The organism is Streptomyces sp. CB02056 (assembly GCF_001905545.1).
Classification (GTDB): Bacteria; Actinomycetota; Actinomycetes; order Streptomycetales; family Streptomycetaceae; genus Kitasatospora.
Genome location: NZ_LIPD01000010.1, coordinates 276,691 through 294,861, shown reverse-complemented (window position 1 = coordinate 294,861; position 18,171 = coordinate 276,691). Strand labels below are relative to the sequence as shown.

General features: G+C 73.4%; 12 protein-coding genes and 1 pseudogene. 6 read left to right on the top strand and 7 right to left on the bottom strand.

Annotation, left to right across the window (positions count from 1 at the left end):
• Nucleotides 1–540 precede the first annotated feature (540 nt).
• From AMK13_RS28250 to AMK13_RS28240, 3 genes are all read left to right on the top strand, one after another.
• The gene (locus AMK13_RS28250) at nucleotides 541–1,791 is read left to right on the top strand and encodes a sensor histidine kinase (protein WP_074004616.1); all 1,251 of its coding nucleotides are present in this window, start codon (nucleotides 541–543) and stop codon (nucleotides 1,789–1,791) included.
• Nucleotides 1,788–2,462, top strand: coding sequence for a response regulator (locus AMK13_RS28245; RefSeq protein ID WP_074004615.1), 675 nt, complete (start codon nucleotides 1,788–1,790; stop codon nucleotides 2,460–2,462). Before AMK13_RS28250 ends, AMK13_RS28245 begins: the two co-directional genes overlap by 4 nt.
• A 258-nt stretch (nucleotides 2,463–2,720) precedes the next feature.
• The gene (locus tag AMK13_RS28240) at nucleotides 2,721–3,947 is read left to right on the top strand and encodes an alpha/beta hydrolase (RefSeq protein ID WP_074004614.1); all 1,227 of its coding nucleotides are present in this window, start codon (nucleotides 2,721–2,723) and stop codon (nucleotides 3,945–3,947) included.
• A gap of 124 nt (nucleotides 3,948–4,071) precedes the next feature.
• On the opposite strand, the gene AMK13_RS28235 is transcribed toward AMK13_RS28240, so the two are convergent.
• From AMK13_RS28235 to AMK13_RS28205, 7 genes and pseudogenes are all read right to left on the bottom strand, one after another.
• A complete protein-coding gene (locus tag AMK13_RS28235) occupies nucleotides 4,072–5,298 on the bottom strand; it encodes a TIGR02679 family protein (protein ID WP_074004613.1) in 1,227 nt (408 codons plus the stop codon).
• Entirely contained in the window at nucleotides 5,295–9,380 is a 4,086-nt protein-coding gene (locus tag AMK13_RS28230; RefSeq protein WP_074004612.1) for a TIGR02680 family protein, read from the bottom strand. Before AMK13_RS28230 ends, AMK13_RS28235 begins: the two co-directional genes overlap by 4 nt.
• 16 nt (nucleotides 9,381–9,396) lie before the next feature.
• Nucleotides 9,397–10,611 (bottom strand): TIGR02678 family protein, encoded by a 1,215-nt coding sequence (locus AMK13_RS28225; RefSeq protein WP_049649843.1) that lies wholly within the window; start codon nucleotides 10,609–10,611, stop codon nucleotides 9,397–9,399.
• 19 nt (nucleotides 10,612–10,630) lie between these two features.
• Nucleotides 10,631–12,145: a TIGR02677 family protein gene (locus AMK13_RS28220; protein ID WP_198959444.1), complete on the bottom strand. Its 1,515-nt coding sequence runs from the start codon at nucleotides 12,143–12,145 to the stop codon at nucleotides 10,631–10,633.
• 209 nt (nucleotides 12,146–12,354) lie between these two features.
• Nucleotides 12,355–12,804: a hypothetical protein gene (locus tag AMK13_RS28215; RefSeq protein WP_074004610.1), complete on the bottom strand. Its 450-nt coding sequence runs from the start codon at nucleotides 12,802–12,804 to the stop codon at nucleotides 12,355–12,357.
• A 182-nt stretch (nucleotides 12,805–12,986) separates the two neighbouring features.
• Nucleotides 12,987–13,115: pseudogene (locus tag AMK13_RS45235) on the bottom strand (family 1 glycosylhydrolase); the annotation flags it as partial.
• Nucleotides 13,116–13,282: 167 nt separating this feature from the next.
• Nucleotides 13,283–14,332, bottom strand: coding sequence for an amidohydrolase family protein (locus AMK13_RS28205; RefSeq protein WP_049649841.1), 1,050 nt, complete (start codon nucleotides 14,330–14,332; stop codon nucleotides 13,283–13,285).
• Between the two features lie 254 nt (nucleotides 14,333–14,586).
• On the opposite strand from AMK13_RS28205, the gene AMK13_RS28200 reads away from it, so the two are divergent.
• Genes AMK13_RS28200 through AMK13_RS28190 form a run of 3 tightly spaced genes read left to right on the top strand, consistent with a single transcriptional unit; the run spans nucleotide 14,587 to nucleotide 18,096 of the window.
• On the top strand, nucleotides 14,587–16,194 hold the full coding sequence (locus AMK13_RS28200) for a bifunctional 3-(3-hydroxy-phenyl)propionate/3-hydroxycinnamic acid hydroxylase (protein ID WP_074004609.1): 1,608 nt from the start codon (nucleotides 14,587–14,589) through the stop codon (nucleotides 16,192–16,194).
• 13 nt (nucleotides 16,195–16,207) lie between these two features.
• Nucleotides 16,208–17,083 carry an alpha/beta hydrolase gene (locus AMK13_RS28195; protein WP_074004608.1) on the top strand — a complete coding sequence of 292 codons (876 nt, stop codon included), beginning with the start codon at nucleotides 16,208–16,210 and terminating at the stop codon, nucleotides 17,081–17,083.
• Nucleotides 17,080–18,096, top strand: coding sequence for a VOC family protein (locus AMK13_RS28190; RefSeq protein ID WP_074004607.1), 1,017 nt, complete (start codon nucleotides 17,080–17,082; stop codon nucleotides 18,094–18,096). Before AMK13_RS28195 ends, AMK13_RS28190 begins: the two co-directional genes overlap by 4 nt.
• Nucleotides 18,097–18,171: the final 75 nt, after the last annotated feature.

Here is an 18,171-nt window from a genome sequence, read left to right as displayed (position 1 = left end):
CGGCGCGGCCAGCGCCACCAGTCCCCAGGTCAGCAGTGCGGCCACGAAGGGCGCGCACCGTCTCCGTCGAAATTCCGACCACGTCCGAACCATGGCGAACCAGCCCTCCGTCCCGGCCGATCGGACCGGGTGGCCCCTGGAACGTCGATCGGTCGATGAGTCACGACGGCCCCACGCTCACCCGCCGACGGGCACACGCCCGACAGGCAGACGCGGAAGGGCCGGGAAATCAGTCGCATGCCCTACCGGAGACGGGGAGCCGCCGCCCGGTAGGGCGCCACGTCTGGTCCGCGCCCACGGGGTTGCCCCGCTTCCCGGTGTCCGGCGGCCTTCGGCACCGGCGGGCGCGGTCGGCGCGGGTGCCGCCTCATACCTGAGAGCCAGGCCGAGGACGGCTCCGCAGCGGGAGGCCGGTCGGCCGGTCCGCTCCGTAGCCTGGTGACCGAATGCACCCCGGCCGAGGAAGGCACCGTGAGCGTCCGAACCGCTGAGCACCCCGGCCGCGGCCGTCCGGTGGACGAACCGGACAATACTGTCCGCATGGACAGGACTGGGCGGCGGCCGGTGCGCGCGGCGCTGCGCACCGTGCGGAAGGATCTGTTCACCCTGGCCCCGCAGCCCATGCCGCCCATGAGCGGGCCGGGACCGCTGAGGTGGCTGCCGCACGGTGCGGTCGTCATGGTGGCGGTCTTCGCGGCCGTCTCCGCCACCGAGGACATCCCGCTGCGGCCGCTCGGGATGCTCCACGCCGCGCTTCTCGTACCGGCGCTGCGCCGACCGCTGCCGGCCTGGTGGCTCTCGCTGGTGACGCTGCCGGTCTTCTCGCTGTACCCGCCATTCGCGCCCTACACGGGATGGGCGTGGGCCGTGCAGGCCGGACTGTCGTTCCTGGTCGCGCTGCGCAACCCGCCGCGGGTGACGGCCGAGACGGTGGGGCTGAGCACCGCGCTGCTGCTGGGTCTGCAGCTGGCGGGCGGGCGGATCGGGCCCTGGTACTTCACGGTGATCGTGCTGGTGCTGTTCGCCCTCGTCGCGGCCGCCGCGACCGGGGTGCGCCGGACGCGGGAGGTCCGCGTCCGGCTCGCGGAGCAGGAGCGGGCCCTCGCCCAGGAACGGGCGCACCGCACCGTCCTGGAGGAGCGCGCCCGTATCGCGCGCGAGTTGCACGACGTGGTCGCCCACCACATGTCCGTCATCTCCATCCAGGCCGAGGCCGCGCCGTACCGGGTCGCGGCCCCGCCCCGGGAACTCGTCGCGGCGCTGGCCGACATCCGCGCGGGCGCCCTGGAGGGACTGACCGAGCTGCGCCGCCTCCTCGGCGTGCTGCGGTCCGAGGACCACCCCGGCGGGCGTGCTCCCGAGGCTCCGCAGCCCACCCTGGAGCGGCTCGACGACCTGCTCGCCGGGGTGCGCGCGGCCGGGCTCGACGTGCGGGCGGTGGTCTCCGGGACACGCCGCCCGCTGCCCGAGGGCGTGGAGCTGTCGGCCTACCGCATCGTGCAGGAGGCGCTCAGCAACACGCTGCGCCACGCCCCGGGCGGCTCGGCCCGCGTCGAGCTGGCGTACACCGAAACCGCCCTGCGGCTGCGGATCCGCAACGGGCCCGGCACCTCGGCCGCCGGGCCCTCGCCGGGAGCCGGGCACGGCCTCCTGGGCATGCGCGAACGTGCCGCGATGCTCGGCGGGGAGTTCTCCGCCGGCCCCGCCCCCGACGGCGGCTACGAGGTCGCCGCGCTGCTGCCGGTGCCCGCCGCCCCGGCCGTCCGGACAGACAGGGAACAGACCGCATGACGATCCGAGTGATGATCGCCGACGACCAGGCGATGGTCCGTGAGGCCTTCTCGGTGCTCCTCGGCGCCCAGCCCGGCATCGAGGTGATCGCGACCGCCGTGGACGGCCTGGACGCGGTGGCCAAGGCCGAGGAGCTGCGCCCCGACGTGATCGTGATGGACATCCGGATGCCCGGGCTGAACGGCATCGAGGCCACCCGCCGGATCACCGGGCAGGCCGGCCTGTCGACCAGGGTCCTCGTCCTGACCACCTTCGACCTCGACGAGTACGTGTACGAGGCGCTGCGCGCCGGCGCCGGCGGGTTCCTCCTCAAGGACGCCTCCGGGGTCCAACTGGCCGAGGCGGTACGCGTCGTGGCCGCCGGGGACGCGCTGTTGTCACCCGGGCTCACCAAGCGGCTCATCGAGGAGTTCGCCCGGCTGGGCGGCTCGGCGAAGCCGTCCGCCCGGGTGCGGATCGACATCCTCACCAACCGCGAGACCGAGGTGCTCACGCTGGTGGCCCGGGGCCTGTCCAACGCGGAGATCGCCGCCGAACTCGTCGTCGCCGAGCAGACCGTCAAGACGCACATGGGCAGCATCCTGCAGAAGCTCCAGTTGCGGGACCGCACCCAGGCCGCCGTCCTCGCCTACGAGACGGGACTGGTCGTTCCCGGCCGCACCGGTCTGTGATCCCGCGTCCGTGATCCCTCGGTGGTGATCCCGCCGTGGTGCGGCGGCACCGGCCCGGACGTCCCCGTCCGACCCCTACCTGAGAGCCGCTCCGGGAAATGGCTCCGTGGTGGGAGGCCCGTGCGGGTGCCGGATTCCTAGCGTTCTCGTACGAGCCGGTCCTCGCCTCCCCCGTGTGCGGTGGCGAGGGCCTCGCGGCTCCCGACACGTTCCGCGGGCGGCGGCGACCGTCCCGCGCACCATCGCAGGAGTACAGCCATGACCACACCCCGAAGCTCCGCCGCGTCGCCCGGACGGCCCGCCCGGCCTGCCCGTCCCGGACGGCCCGTCCGGATCCTGCGGGCCGCCTCCGCCGTCCTGGCGTCGTTCCTCGCGTTCCTGGCCGCCGCCGTCGTGCTCGGCGCGTACGTCCCCTCGATACCCAAGGCGGGCGTGATCGGCCCGGTGCTGGGCGGGCAGTACCCGTTCCACATCGCCCTGCTGGCCCTCGTCGCCGCCGGCCTGGCCGCGCTGGCCTGGCGGGCCGGCCTGGTGCGCTGGGGACGCGTGGTCACCGTGGTCTCGACGCTGTGCACCGTGGGCGCGCTGGTCATCGGCGGCATCCAGTTCCAGGCCGCCCGGGAGGCCGGCGCCGACGTCTCCCTGGGCCAGGTGTTCACCGAACTCGGCTACCCCGCGGCGAAGCCGGACACGACCGAGACGTTCGCGAGCCCCGAGGGCGAGCCGCTGCGGGTGGACGCGTACCTGCCCGCGAAGGTCCCGGGCCAGCGGACCCCGGCCGTCGTGCTCGCCCACGCCGGCGGCTTCCACACCTTCGACAGGAGCGACCTGCGCGGCACCGGCCGCTGGCTCGCCGACCACGGCGTCGCCGTCTTCGCCGTCGACTACCGCCTGGCCGGTCCCGACCGTCCCACCTGGGACAAGGCCCCGCAGGACCTCCTCTCCGCCATGGGCTGGGTGCAGCGCAACGCCGACGCGTACGGCGTCGACGGCGCGCGGATCTCGCTCGGCGGCATGTCGGCGGGCGGCACCCTGGCGATGAACACCGCCTACCGCCTCCACAACGGCACCATCAAGGCCGTCGAGGGCGCCACCCCCGCGCCCCCGGCCTCCGTGATCGGCTTCTACCCCGGCACCGACGTCGCGCAGATGTGGGCGGACGACGTGGCCGGCACCCGCGAGGCGGCGCAGATGTACACCGGCGGCACCCCGCAGCAGTACCCGGACCGCTACCGCGAGGTGTCCCCCACCTCCGACGTCCGCCCCGGCCTGCCCCGCACCCTACTCGTCGTCGGGGACCGCGACCGCAGCGCCCGCCCCGAGACCGTCACCGCCCTCGGCGACGCGCTGAGGAAGCAGGGCGTCGACGTCGAGGTGGAGGAACTGCCCTTCGCCGACCACGCCTTCGACGACGTGTACGGCAGTCTCACCTCCCAGACGAGCCGCCGGATCCTGCTCGACTTCCTCCTCGCCGACCCGCGCTGACCGCGTTGACCGCGTTGGCCCCGGGGCTCCCCGCCGGCCGGCGGGGAGCCCCGGCCCGCTCGACCGGCATGGACGAGGCCGAAGCGCCGGTGGTAGCCCTCGGCCCGTCGGACGGGCCGTCGTCCTATCCGTGCAGGTGCGCTGCCAAGTCGTCGAGGAGGAGATCGGCAACCACTTCCTCGACCACTGCGGTGCGCGACTCGGTCATGGAGTCGATGAGCGAGCGGTCCCACGGCGCCGGCGTCAAGCGACCCGGGTCAGGGCCGAAGGGAACCCGCGGTGCGGCGGCCCGGTAGTCGTCGGCTGTCATCCGCCAGGGTGCGGCACCGGTTCTGGCCATGACGTGCGCCGCGATGCGGATGCCCTCGCCGTCGAAGTCGCCGTGGTAGTGCAGGGACGCGCCGTCGTCGGCGAGTCGGCGCAGCAGGTGGATCACGGCGGTGTTGGGCCAGCCGGAGGTACAGACCAGCGGCGGGCAGTGCGAGCCGAAGCGGCGCAGGGCCAGAGCGAGCACGCTGGGGTTCTCGGTGATGTGCACGGGTCCTGCGGGACCGGTGAACTCACCGGGTGTGCGCAGTTGGGCGAGGGTGAGGCTGACGGGGTGGCCGGCTCCGGCGCAGATGCGGGAGATCATGGCAACCGGCCCTTCTCCCACGGGGCGGAGACCCGCGGCGAGCACGGCGGCGGACAGCTCGTCGTCGGCCACGCCGGCTCGGCTCCACAGCGCGCGTCGTCCCTCGGCGGCGTCTGGCATGTCGGTGCCGTACAGCACCGCCAGCGCACGCAGGACGAGCGAGGACAGCCGGGTCCCGTCGTCGAGGGCGTGGGAGTCGCCGTCGAGGAGACGGGCGGCGAGGACCGGTAGTGGCTCACCGTCGGCTGGGAGTGCGTGAAGGACGGTCAGCGCGGCGGTCAGCAGGCCTCGGGTCCGGTCGGGAGAGCCGTCGACGAGGCCGCCGGCCCGCAGGTGGCCGACCCAGTCCAGCAGGGCCGGCTGGACGGTGACCACCTCGTGGCCGGCCAACCACGCCCACAGGGCCTCGCGTTGGCCGGTCCTGTGGTGGCGCTCGGCGGCCCGGTCGTGGATCGGGCCGAGGATCGCGGTCACCACGTCCCGGACGGGTCGGCCGCAGGCGTCCAGCACGGCACTGTCGAGCCCGGCGAGGGGGATCGTCGGTTCGGCGCCGGGGAGCCGGTCGAGCCCGAGGAGGTCGGCCAGTGCCTCCCGGCCCGCCTCGTCGAGTGGTCCGGACCGTACCCGGCTGACGGGGCGACCGGTCGAGAGACGGCCGTGAACGGCCGACCACAGGGGTCGGAGCTCGGGGAGGTCGAGGGGGTGGCGGTCCGTCATGCCGGTTCTTCCGTGTCGGCTTCGTCGGGCAGCAGGTCGGTGCCCGTCCAGGTGAAACGGGCACTGGTGACGGCGTCGTCGCCGTCACCTCCGGTGATCAACTGGTGGACGGCGATGCCGGAGAGCTCCCGGTAGGTGCACCATTCGTGGTCCGAGGTGAGCACCAGGTCGAGGTCGAGTGCCGCGAGGAGGCCGAAGACCTGCCCGCGGTTGACGGTGTCGACGCCGACGAAGACCTCGTCGAGCAGGATCAGCCGCGGAGACTCCGGCACCGCCTCGTAATGGGCGGCCACGGCGGCGAACAGCGGCAGGTGGAGGGCGATGGCCTTCTCGCCGCCCGAGAGCGCGCCGTGGAGCTTCTTGGTGAGCAGCTGCCACCCGGAGCCGTTGGCGCGGTCCAGTTTGACGACGAACTGGTGCCAGGCCGTGTAGTCGAGGACCTCGGCGAGCTGCTCCTCCCAGGTCGCCGCCGTGTTGCGGGTCTTCGCTTCCTCGATCCGGCCCCGGAAGAAGGCGTGGAGGGCCTCGCGGTCGGCTTCGGTGATCCGCGCCGGGTCCTTGAGCAGCAGCTCACGGGCCGTCCGGGTACCGGCGGGCAGGTCGGGGTGGATCTGCCACACCAGACGGACGGCCACCCGTGAGGCAGTGCGGATCCCTTCGAGGTGGCCGTTCATCCGCTCGACGAGTTCACCGGCCTGACGGATCCGGGAGGCGAGGTGGCGGCGCGTGTCGCCGGTGAGGGTCCGGTCGAAGAGGCCGCGTTCGGCTGCGGTGATGTCGTCCTGACCGCGGTCACGCTCACCGGTGAGGATGACGAGGAGGCCGGTCGCGCCGACCCGGATGCCGTCGACGGTGGCGGTGAGGACCTGGACGTCCTCCTCCGCTTCGAGCTCGAGGTCAGCGCGGCTGCTGAGGCTCTGGCGGGCTCGGTGGACGGCCTCGGAGAGACGGTTCAGGGAGTCACCGAGGTTCCTGGTGCCGTGCGGCAGGTCGGGCCACGCGGCAGCGGTCTCGCGCGCCGCTTCGAGGGTGGCGCGGGTGCCGTCCGCGGAGGTGAGGACGAGCCCGAGGCCCGCGTCCTCGGGGAATCCGAGGACGCACAGGCGCCGGAAGCCATGGGCGGCCTCGTTCCGGGCCTCGACGGCCCTGTCGTGCAGGGCCTCGTCCTGGGCCGCGGTGGCGCCGAGCGCGCCGATGCGGCCTTCGAGCGCGAGAAGTGCCTGGGTGCCGGATTCGAGGTCGCGGCGAACGCGGTCGAGGGACTTCCGGAAGTCACTGATGCGGGCGGCCACTTCGCGGTAGTCCTCACCGACGGTGCTCTCGACCGCCCGGAGCGTGGAGCGGAGCCCGCGGGCGGCGGCCTCGGCGGTCTCGGCCTCCGCCAGGCCCTCGGTCGCAGCCCCCCTCGATGCCTCGGCATGGCCGCGCGCGGAGTTCCAGGCCTGGTGGGCGGCTATCCAGGCGAGATGGGCGTCGAGCCAGACGTCGGCCTGTTCGCGCAGCGCTTCGACGGCCGCGGCGGTCTTGTCCAGGGCGGCGCGTTCGGTCGGCAGGGCATGCTCGGCGGAGGCGACGGCGAGTGTGCGCAGCGCGTCCGCGACCGCCTTCTCCTGCCGCGCGAGCTGTTCGACGGCCTCCCGCACGGCGTCCTCCCGAGCGCCCACTTGGGACTCGGCCCGGTCCCAGCCGCCCTTGGCCTCCTCCACGTCCCGGTGGTGCGGCCGGGAGCGGAGGTCGGCTTCGAGGCGCGTCCGGCGGTCGGCGAGGGCGTGCAGCCGCGTCTCGTAGCCGACGACGGCGGTGTCGGCCTCGGCCAGTTCGGTGGTGAGTTCCGCGATCCGCCGCTGCCTGGCGCGTTCCCGGGCCGCGGCGCCGATGTGGCTGGACTCCTCCTTGGCCCAGGAGCCGACCGCCATCGCCAGCCGCCAGCTTCCGTCGGCGCCCACGACGGCCGGGTGGTCCGTCGTCAGTGCGGGGCCGTAGGCGACACCGGCAAGCAGCCGCCGCACCCGGGCGGGCGGCACCGGGCCGTCGGGTTCCGGAGCCAGGACGTCGAGCAGCGAGGGGCCGGGTGCGGGCGCGGCCGCTGCCGGATCGGCCAGGACGTCGTGCCCTGCGACGACGAGACCGCCGTCGGGGGTCATCCAGGCGTCGAGCAGGCCGGCCGCTTCGAGGGCCGCTTCGACGCCGGCCTGATCGGCGGGCGGAACGTCCGGCCGGAAGGCCAGCAGACGCCACAGTGGCGCCCCCGGCAGGACCGACCGGTCGGCCGTGCGAGTCCGTGGTGGAACCGGCGGGAGATCGGCCGCGGCCGCGATGCGTTCCAGTTCCCGGAGGACCCGGTCACGCCCGGCGCGGGCGTCGTCCCGGCCGGCGCGGGCGGTCGTCTCGTCGGCGGTGATGGAGCTCTCCGCCGCCCGGGCCGCGGCTTCGACCAGCACGAGGACATCAGTCTCGACGGCGGCACGGGACGCGAGTTCCTCGGCGTCGTCGATCGAGAGTTCCGCGCAGTCCTCCCTCGCCCAACGACGCAACAGGGCGGCGTGGGCGTCGACGGCGGCCTGGTAGGCGCGGGCGTTCCCCTCGCGCTTCGCGGTCGCCCCGGTCAGCCGTTCGCGCGCCGAATCGAGGTGCTGCTCCGCCGTCGTCCGGCCCGCGAGGGACCGCTCGTGGCGCTCGACGGCGGCTCGGACGTCGGCGATCTGGTGGTGCCGCGAGACGACCGCACCGCGCAGCAGACGGCGCGCCGTACGCCCCTGCTCCTCGTTCTCCCCCGACGGACCCGGTGCGGTGCCGAGCACCGTCTGCACCTCGGCGCAGACGGACTCCATGGCTGCTCGCCGCGCCGCGCCACGTGCCTCCTCGCGAGCGGCCCGGGTCTGTTCGGCCCGCTGTTCGGAACGCAGCCGCGCATCGTCGGCACGCCCCGCGTCCTCGTCGGCCGCCCGAACCTTCCGGTCGGCGGCGGTACGGGCCCGGGCGGCGGTCTGGTCGGCCTGCTCGCTCCTACGACGGAGCTGGTCGAGCTCCTGCCCCTGCCGGTAGACCTCGGAGTCGAGCAGCCCCTCGATGGCGCCCTCGATCTCCTGCCGCCCGTGTTCGAGTTCCTGTTGCGTCCGGTTGCTCTCGTCGCGCTCACGCACGGCTCCCGCGTGCGCCTCCCCGCTCTCCCTCGCGAGGCGGGCGAGGTTGTCCATCTCGGTCGTCGCGGAGATGAGACCGGCTGCTCCGGCACGCAGGACGCGCTGGGCGTAGCCGCGTTGCTGGTTCGCGACGGCGGTGGCCGCGGCCACCTCGTCGTCCAGTGTCTTCAGGTGTTCGCGCTGGCGGTCGAGGCGCTCGAAACCCTCGGCCAGTTCGGTGATCTCGCCCTGGCCGAGCGGGGGCAGCGCCCGCGAGAGCAGCGAGGACAGCAGCGACGGATCCAGGCGCTCCGAGAGCTTGGGGGTGCGGAGCTGGAGCAGCGCGGTGATCAGGGCGTCGAAGCGCTGCTCGCTCAGCCCGGGGAAGAGCGTGCTGCGGACCGTGTTGCGGTAGTCGGTGGGTGCCCCGTGCAACTCGCCCCGGCCGTGCAGGGCATCGGCCAGGGCGGCGCGGGTGAGCGGCTGGCCCGCGTCGTTGACCAGGGAGAGACCGCCTGGGCGGTCGATCCGCGCGCCGGTGGTGAAGTAGTCGACGGTGACACCGGGGGTGTGCACGCTGGCCTGGAGCCTGGCGCCGCAGGTGAACCACCCGGGATCGCCGTCACCGCGGACGAACTCCAGCCACACGTACCCGACACGGGTCTTGCCCGTGGTGCCCTCCCCCATCAGGTTCCAGTGCATGGTGCGCTCGGAGCCGCCGAAGGTGGACAGCCGGTTGGGTCGCAGGCTCGCGTCGAACAGGAACGGCAGGAGCACCTCCAGCGCCTTCGACTTGCCGGTGCCGTTCTGCCCCCGCAGGAGCAGCCGGCCCTTGTGGAAGGTGAAGGTCTCGTCGTAGTAGCGCCAGACGTTGAGGATGCCCGCCCTGGCGGGCCGCCATCGCACGGCTGCGGCCGCCGTCGGGGGCACGGGGCTCTGCGGTGGCTGTGTCACGGTCATCGGAGGTCTTCCCTGGTCAGGTTGCGGGACCGTCGGTCACGGTGGTGCGGTACCGGAACGCCGCGGGCCGGGGAACGGTGCGGTCGCCGATCCGGCGGGCCAGGCCGAAGTCGTCGAGGACACGAAGGGCGTCGGCCGTGAGCCGCTGGGCGCCGTCCTCGGACTGGTAGCCCTTCGCCCACCGCGGGAAGCGCCGCAGCAGCGTGTTCGCCTCGGCCTCGAGCTGTTCCGGTGTCAGCCCGTCCGGGGCTGCCGTCAGCGGTTCCAGCAGGAGCAGGGCGGCGACGCGGGCCGTCGCGGAGTCGTCCGGGAAGCGGCTGTCGGTGGCGATGGCCTCCGGGTCCACGAGCAGCAGGCCGTCGGCCCGTTCCTCCAGCACGAAGCCGCCCTGCTCGGCGGCGCGCTTGACGATCTGGCGCCCCGTCGGTGAGGCCAGGTAGGCCAGTTCGTCGGCGCCGAGTTCGTCGTGGTGCAGGACGGGATCGTCGAGGAGCCGCCGGAGCACCGAGTGCCGGAGCCGGAGGTTGCGCTGCGCGTCGGAGGCGTCGGCCCCGCCGTACCGGCTCTCGCGCACCGTGCCCCGCAGGAGTTCCTCGAAGCGCAGCGGCACGTCCTGCGCCGGAACGGCCAGCCGGGACGGGCCGACGGGCGCGGCGAGCAGGCGCATCAGGACGGTGGCGTCCACGCGGTAGAGGACCTTGGCCTTCGCCGAGTCGACGAAGCTCTCCGTGACGCCGTCCACGGTGAGGAGCGCGCCGTAGGCCTCCAACAGCTTGAGCACGTCCACGAACGCCATGCGCTCGGACCTGCTCGCCGTGTCGAAGGGCGGCAGTGCCTCGTCGGTGGCACAGGCGTGGACGACCCGGTCGGCGAGCAGGCCGACCGTCGTGACCGGGACCGGAAGCAGCTCGGCCGCGACGACGCACAGCAGCGTGTAACGGCGGCGGTCGAACGGGGCCTTGCCGGACCGCAGCCGACGGGCGGGGCGCGAGGCGTCGGGCACGGTCCGGATCTTGAGCAGACGCGCATACCCCAGGCGCGGCTCCACCACCAGCTGCCAGCCGCAGTTGTAGTCGAACCACTTCGTCAGCGGATCCTGACGGCGGCGGATCAGCTCGAAGGCGGGCGGGTCACCACGCTCGGTGATCAGCGGCAGGCCGAGGAGCAGTCTGATGCCTCGGGCTATGTCCTGCCGCTCGGCCAGGACCAGCTGGTTGGCGAGGGTGCTCATGTGCCGCTCCTGGTGGTGTTCATGCGCTGTCCTCCCGGACGACCGCCCGCAGTGCGCTCGGGCTCCGGATCTCCACCAGGTAGTCGGGCCCTTCGAACCGGCCGTGGGAGGTCCGCAGGACGGCCCGTCCGCCCTCGGGAGAAGGCCGGAGCACGATCTCCACGCGGCCGTCCGAGGTGACCGCCCGACGTGCCCCGCCGGCGTCCGGTCGTACGGCCAGCGCCCGGCCGAGGAGGTCGAGCAGCCGCTCGAAGACGGTGTGGTCCAGCACGTGCAGGTCGGAGAGCCGCACCGGGCCGTCGGTTCCCAGAACGTCCCAGGCCGCTTCGAGTTCGGCCCGCTCCTTCCGGGCCCGCTCGGCCCGGGCCGCCTTGATGCCTCCGATGTCGCGCACCTTCCCGGTGCGGGTGAACCGCTCGGTGCGGCCGCTGGTGCGCAGCAGCGCCGAGACCTCCACCGGCGGGGTCTCGGCCCAGCTGCCCGAGGAGGGCACCAACTCCGGGTCGGGGTGGGCGAGATGGGCGTGACGGGCCGACCCCAGACCGAAGGCGGCCGACCAGAGGCGGTGCAGGTCGTCCTCGGTGGGCGCGGCGGCGAACCAGCGGGCCAGCTCCCGGAAGTCCTGGACGGCGCTGGAGGAGCGGCGCCGTGACTCGGTGATCCGGTCGAGAACCTGAAGGAGCGTCACGATCGCCCGCCGCGCCACGTCGTGCAGCTGCTCCACGCGGGGCCGTGCCCCGTCGGCCGGCCGGAACCAGGACCGGAGCCCCTCCCAGCGCGCCCGGCGCCGCTCCAGCCAGGCCGGCGCGGGATCGCCGTCGGCGACCGGCGGCAGCTCGGCGCCCCGCAGCGCCCGCGCGTGCAGCAGGCTCACCCCGAGCCGCTCCACACGCTCGACGGCGGTGGCGACCGCCTGGCCCCGCTGGTCGAGGTTGACGAGGAACTCCTGGAGATAGGCCACCGTCGCGGCCTTCACCTCGCGGAAGGTCGCCAGGTCCGCACCTTCGGCGCGCAGCAGGCGCTGCAACTCGCCGTTGAACGCCTTGGTGTTGGCCAGCAGCGCCTCCAGGTGGCCCTCCAGCTCCTGCAGCGTGGTGAAGACCCGACGGTCCGAGGACGCGGAGTCGCCCAGCAGGACGTACAGCTCGTCGAGCCGGTCCGTGATCGCCTCCAGCACCGCCGTCTGGAGCGCCCCCGTCGAGGCGAGGACGAACAGGGCGTGCTCGACCCCGGCGGACGCGGCCTCACCGCGTCGGGTCAGCGAGTACTGGAGGTTGCGGCGCTCGTACTCCTCGGCGGTGCGGTAGTTCTCCGCGTGGTTCTGGACGACGTCCAGCAGCTGCCACTCCCTGAGCTTGCGCAGCGCCTCCTGGAGGTCGTCGTCATGGACCGCGTCGAGCCAGCCCACCGTCCGCAGCCGGGTGCGGACCTCGTCCAGCCCGAGCGCGGTCTCCAGCCGCTCGTTGGCCGCTCCGAAGGCCTGAAGGATCGCACCGTAGAGTTCGGCCTTCTCCCCCGTCGTGAACCGGAACATCTCCGGCGGCACCCTGCGCAACGGCTGCCCTCCCCGTCTTCCGGGCACCACAGTACGCGGACGCGCCGACGCCCGACGACGCGGTTGTCGACCGGCCAGGTCGCGTGCGGCAGGTACAGCTGGTGCAGGTGCGCCCGGGCCTCCGGGGAGGCCTGTGTCCCGGCTCCGGCAACCGCCGGTGAGGTTTCACAGAGCTGAACGCGCTCGGATCAGTTCTCTTCCGTCCCCGCCATCCCGCTCACCTCCGCGATTCCCTCGACCGTCGCGCGGTCGCTCGCCCGCCGGCCCTCGGCGGCGTCAAGCCGGTCGCGCATGTCCCGCAGGCGGGCCGGATCGGAAGCGACCTCCGGCGGTACGAGCGACATGACCCCCTTGGCCCGCTCGCCGTCGCCGAGGTCGGCCACCACACCGTCGGCGCGGTCCTCGTGTCCGGGCACCAGGGCACCGAGCAGGCCGAGGAGAACGAGCAGTTCGCGCTGCACCGCGGGTGTGAACAGCTCCCGTTCCTCTGCGTCCAGCTTCACCTCGATCCGCCCACCACCGAGCTCGGCATAGCCGCGCAGGAGATCCATCAGAAGCTTGAACTGCCGCTCGGGCATCAGGACCTGGAGCGACTCGATGTAGAGCTTCAGCCGCAGCGCCGGTAGTTCCGCGTCCATCCGGGCCTCCCTGGTACGTCAGTCGACCGGAATCCTCACCGATCGTAGTCACCCGATGGCACGGGTGGCGAGGACAGGTGACAGCGCGCGGAGGCGGGCGGAGTTCCCATGGCCGTCAAGGATCGGACGACACTCCCTTCCCCGCCGCGATCCTGACCCGCACCCCCTTGCCCAGGCCTTGACTAACGTCCGGATTCCGCATGGTGACCGGCGATCAGGTCGCGGTACCAGGCGTAGGAGGCCTTCGGGGTGCGCTGCTGCGTCGCGAAGTCGACGTGGACGAGGCCGAAGCCCTGGTGGTAGCCCTCGGCCCGTCGGACGGGGTGTCATTGTGGTCACGACCCTCAGTCGGCCGACGAGGTTGCCGAACATTCCGTGCAGAGATTTCTTCCCGTCCGGGAGCGCTCGGCGAGGGTGCTGCGGGCACGGAGGAGACGCACGGACGCACCCGGCGCACGCCAGGTCCCACAACGCCGGATCAGTCCGTGCCGGGCTGAACGAGCTTGAAAGCCAGGCGCGCTGCGGCGCGTTGGGCCGCTCGGCGGATGCGCACCGGGGCCGACGGCGCCGGCAGCGGTGCCGGGCGGGTGGTGGCCAGCCTGGGGAAGAGTGCTTCGGCGTTGGTGCGGTTGACGGCCGTGAGCGTGCCGGGGTCGACGCCCGTGTCGAGGCCGTTGGCGAAGTACTGCCCGGCGGGGGTGGGGGCGAAGGGCCAGTCGCTGCCGAACAGGACGTGTCCGGGGCGGGCGAAGGCGAGGAGGGTGGGCAGGGCGGCCGGGCTGGAGGACAGGGCGGTGTCGAAGTGGAAGGAGCGGAAGTCGTCCAGCACGTCGAGCGGGCTGCGTGCGGTGTCGTTGGCGAGGGTGACGGCCATCCGGTGCGAGGCGTAGGGGACGAAGCCGCCGGCGTGGCTGAGGATGAAGCGGATGTTCGGGTAGCGGCGCAGGATGCCGTTGCGGACCAGGAGGTAGGCGGCCCTGGTGGTGTCGAGCAGGAAGTCGGCGGCGAAGGCCGGGATGCCGCTGACCGGTGGGGCGGGCAGTTCCGCGGGGTGGACGAAGGCCACCGCGCCGCGGTCGTCGAGTGCCTGCCACAGGACGTCCTGGCCGTCGGCCCCGAGGTAGGTGCCGTGGTTGTTGGCGAGCAGGGTGACGCCGTCGGCGCGCAGCTCGTCCAGCGCGCGTACCGCCTCGGCGGCGGAGGCTCCAGTGTCGGGCATGGGCAGGGTGGCGAAGAAGCCGAAGCGTCCGGGGTGGTCCGAGGCGAGGGACGCGCCGTGGTCGTTGAGACGTCGGGCCAGGTCGGCCGCTTCGGCGGGGTCGGCGAGGAAGCCCGTCGCGGGCGTGGACACGGAGACGATCGCGGTGGCGGTGTCCAGGAGGTCCATCAGGTGCAGGGCCGACTGGGCGCTCCAGTCGGGCAGGGCCCGGCCTCCGGCGTCGGTGATGCCGGCCCTGGCGAGCTCGTCGCGGTAGAAGCCGGGCACCACGTGCTGGTGGACGTCGATGCGTTGTGCCGAAGGAGACATGCCGCGGCCTTTCGTGCGCTCTGTGGGGGCGGAGCGGGGTTGTCGTACCGGCCGCCGGCCGTACGGCGCCGGGCCGGGCGCGTGCCGCTCGCGGGTCGTCCGCGGCTCGGCCGCGGCGGGCGTCCCCTCCGGTGGTGCGCGGTTCCGGTCACTTGACCCTCTCCGACGGCGAGCATACCGTAGCAGTCATTCCAATTGGAGTGAGCACTACAGCAACAGTTGCGCGGTGCGATCGACACGGTGAGGTGGGCCTGATGCGTCAGACCGGGGCTGGGACAGAGCCCGAGGACGGCTCCTACGACGTGGCCGTCATCGGTTACGGGCCCACGGGCGTGACCGCGGCGAACCTGCTGGGCGCCGCGGGGCTGCGCGTCGTGGTCCTGGAGCGGGACGCCGAGGTCTTCTCCCGCGCCCGGGCCATCTCCACGGACGAGGAGGTCGTGCGGATCTGGCAGCGGATAGGACTGGCCGAGCGCCTCAAGCAGGACATGCTGACCGAGCGGCCCGTGGACTTCGTCGACGCGGACGGCCGCCCCTTCATCCGTGCCCGCCCCACCCCGCGCGGGCACGGGCACCCGCCGCAGATGTTCATCTACCAGCCCGCGCTGGAGCAGGTGCTGCGCGACGGCGTCGACCGGTACCCGAACGTGGAGGTCCTGCTGCGCCACGAGTGCCTGCGCCTGCGCCAGGACGCCGACGGGGTGGAGCTGACGGTCGTCGGCACGGCCGACGACTCCGTGCACCGGCTGCGCGCCTCCTACGTGATCGCGGCCGACGGCGGCTCCAGCCTCACCCGCGCCCAGCTGAACATCGGCTACGAGGGCCGGACGTACGAGGACCGCTGGGTCGTCATCGACACCGAGATGCTCAAGCCCTGGCCCGACCACGACAAGCTGCGCTTCCACTGCGACCCCGCGCGCCCGGCCGTCGACTGCCCGACCCCGCTGGGCCACCACCGCTACGAGTTCCCGCTCCTGCCCGGGGACGACGAGGAGCACCTGGTCACCGAGGACGCCGTGTACGGGCTGATCTCCCGGTACGGGATCGGCCGCGACAGCGTCAAGGTGCTGCGCGCGACCGTCTACAGCCACCACGTGCGCTTCGCCACGCGCTTCCGTGCGGGGAGGGTCTTCCTCGCCGGCGACGCCGCCCACGCCATGCCGCCGTGGATCGGCCAGGGCATGGCCGCGGGCGTGCGCGACGTGGCCAACCTCTGCTGGAAGCTCGACGCCGTCCTGCGCGGCGAACTGCCCGAGACGGTCCTCGACAGCTACGAGGCCGAACGCAAACCGCACGTCAAGGAGGTCACCCGGCGGGCGGTGCTCGTCGGCCGGACCATCACCGAACGCCGCCGGCCGGTCACCAAGGTCCGCGACGGCGCCCTGCGCACCCTGGACCGCGTCCCGGGCTTCAGCAACTGGCTGCAGAGCGCGAACTGGATCCCCGTCGCCCGGTACGACGCCGGCCTGCGGGCCCGCTCCCGCGCCAGGGCGACCGGCCACCAGGTGCCCCAGCCGTGGGTGACCGGCCCCGACGGCAGCCGCGTGCGCCTCGACGACGCGCTCGGCGGCCGGTGGCACCTGCTGCACGCCCGGACCGCCGCCCCCCAACTCGCCTGGGACGTCCTGGGCGTGCCGTCCCTGACCGTCACGCCGCTGGGCTCCGCACCCGCGGAGGGCACCCTCGTCGACAGCGACGGCGTCCTGCTGCCCTGGATGGCCCGGCACGGCGCGGCCGCACTCGCCCTGCGCCCCGACGCCTACGTCTACGCGGCGGCCCCCGCGGGCACTCCGCTCCCGCCGCCGCCCCGGGGCTTCGCCCCCACCACCGCCCCCCGCCCGCACGCGTCCACCGCCCAGTGAGGACACCGGCACCATGACGACGACACCGACCGGCCTGCCGACGATGCAGGAGACGACGTACGACATCGGCGGAAGGAAGGTCTTCGCCGCGGAGACCGGGGACGGCCCGCCGCTCCTGCTGCTGCACGGCGGCGGCCCGGGCGCCTCCGGCGTCTCCAACTACACCCGCAACATCGCCGCCCTGGCCCGGGACCACCGGGTCATCGTGCCCGACCTGCCCGGCTACGGCCGCAGCACCAAGGGCGTCGACGCCGGCGACCCCTTCGGCTTCCTCGCCGACCACGTCCGCGGCCTGCTCGACCGCCTCGGCCTCGAGAAGGCCCACCTGGTCGGCAACTCCTACGGCGGCGCCTGCGCCCTGCGCCTGGCCCTGGACACCCCCGACCGGGTCGACCGCATGGTCCTGATGGGCCCCGGCGGCATCGGCACCACCCGCGCCCTGCCCACCCCCGGCCTCAACAGCCTGCTGAACTACTACACCGGCGACGGGCCCTCGCGGCCGAAGCTGGAGAAGTTCATCCGCGACCACCTCGTCTTCAACGCCGCCGACGTCCCCGACTCCGTGATCGACGAGCGCTACCGCGCCAGCATCGACCCGGAGGTGGTCGCCGCACCGCCCCTGCGGCGGCCCTCCGGGCGCGACGCCCTGCGGACCGTGTGGAGGATGGACTTCACCCGCGACCCGCGCCTGTCCCGGCTGCCCGTCCCGACCCTGGTGCTGTGGGGGGCCCAGGACAGGGTCAACCGGCCCTCCGGCGGCCGGATGCTCGCCGATCGCATGCCCGACTGCGACCTGTACACGGTCGCCAACACCGGCCACTGGGTCCAGTTCGAGCGCGCGGAACTCTTCAACCGGCTGTGCGCCGACTTCCTGGCGGGCCGGCGATGACCACCGCACCGGCCCGCGCCACCGTCTTCGGCGCCGTCCACCTCGGCTACGTCGTCATCGAGACCGACCGCTTCGCCGACTGGCGCCGCTTCGGCACCGACGCCATCGGCATGCACCACGACAGCCTCTCCCCCGACCTGATGCGCTTCCGCCTCGACGACCACCAGTGCCGCTTCCTGCTCACCCGCGGCCCCGCCGAGGACGTCGTCGCCACCGGCTGGCACGTCGACGACCACGCCTCCTTCGAACGGATCGAAGCCCACGTCCGCGCCCACGGCGTGCCCCTCACCCGGGGCACAGACGAGGAGGCGGCCCTGCGCGGCGTCGAACGCCTGCTGCGCTTCCCCGGCCCCAAAGGCATCACCCAGGAGATCTACACCAACCCGAAGCGAGCGGCCGAACCGCTGCGCATGCTCGCCTCCGGCTTCGTCACCGGCGACTCCGGCCTGGGCCACGTCGCGCTGACCTCCACCAGGCCCGCGCAGATCCGGGGCTACTTCGACACCGTCTTCGACGCCCGCCTGACCGACTACATCGACGAGACCATCAGCGGCGTCAAACTCAAGATCCGCTTCCTGCGCGTCAACGAACGCCACCACTCCATCGCGATCGCCGCCGTCCGCGGCCTGCCCCTGGACCCGATCCGCACCCGGGTGCAGCACCTCAACATCCAGGCCGCCACCCTCGACGACGTCGCCCGCAGCTACCAGCGCGTCCACGAACTCGGCTTCGAGATGGCCCTGTCGGTGGGCCAGCACACCAACGACAAGGAACTGTCCTACTACGCCCGCACCCCCTCGGGCTTCGAGTGGGAGGTCGGCTGGAACCCGATCGTCATCGACGAGAGCACCTGGGAACCCACCACCCACCAGGGCATCAGCACCTGGGGCCACCTCCCCGTCGGCCGGACCATCGTCGACAAGCTCGCCCAGTTCCGCGCCGGCGCCCGCTCCCTGGCCCGCCCGGAGCTCACCGTGCCCGCCCTCAGCGGCACGGGCATCCCCGACGACTGACCCGGGACAGCCGCCGCACCGCCGGTACGGCTCCGTCCCCGCCCTTCCCGGCGTCGGCGGCGCACGCCCGCACCC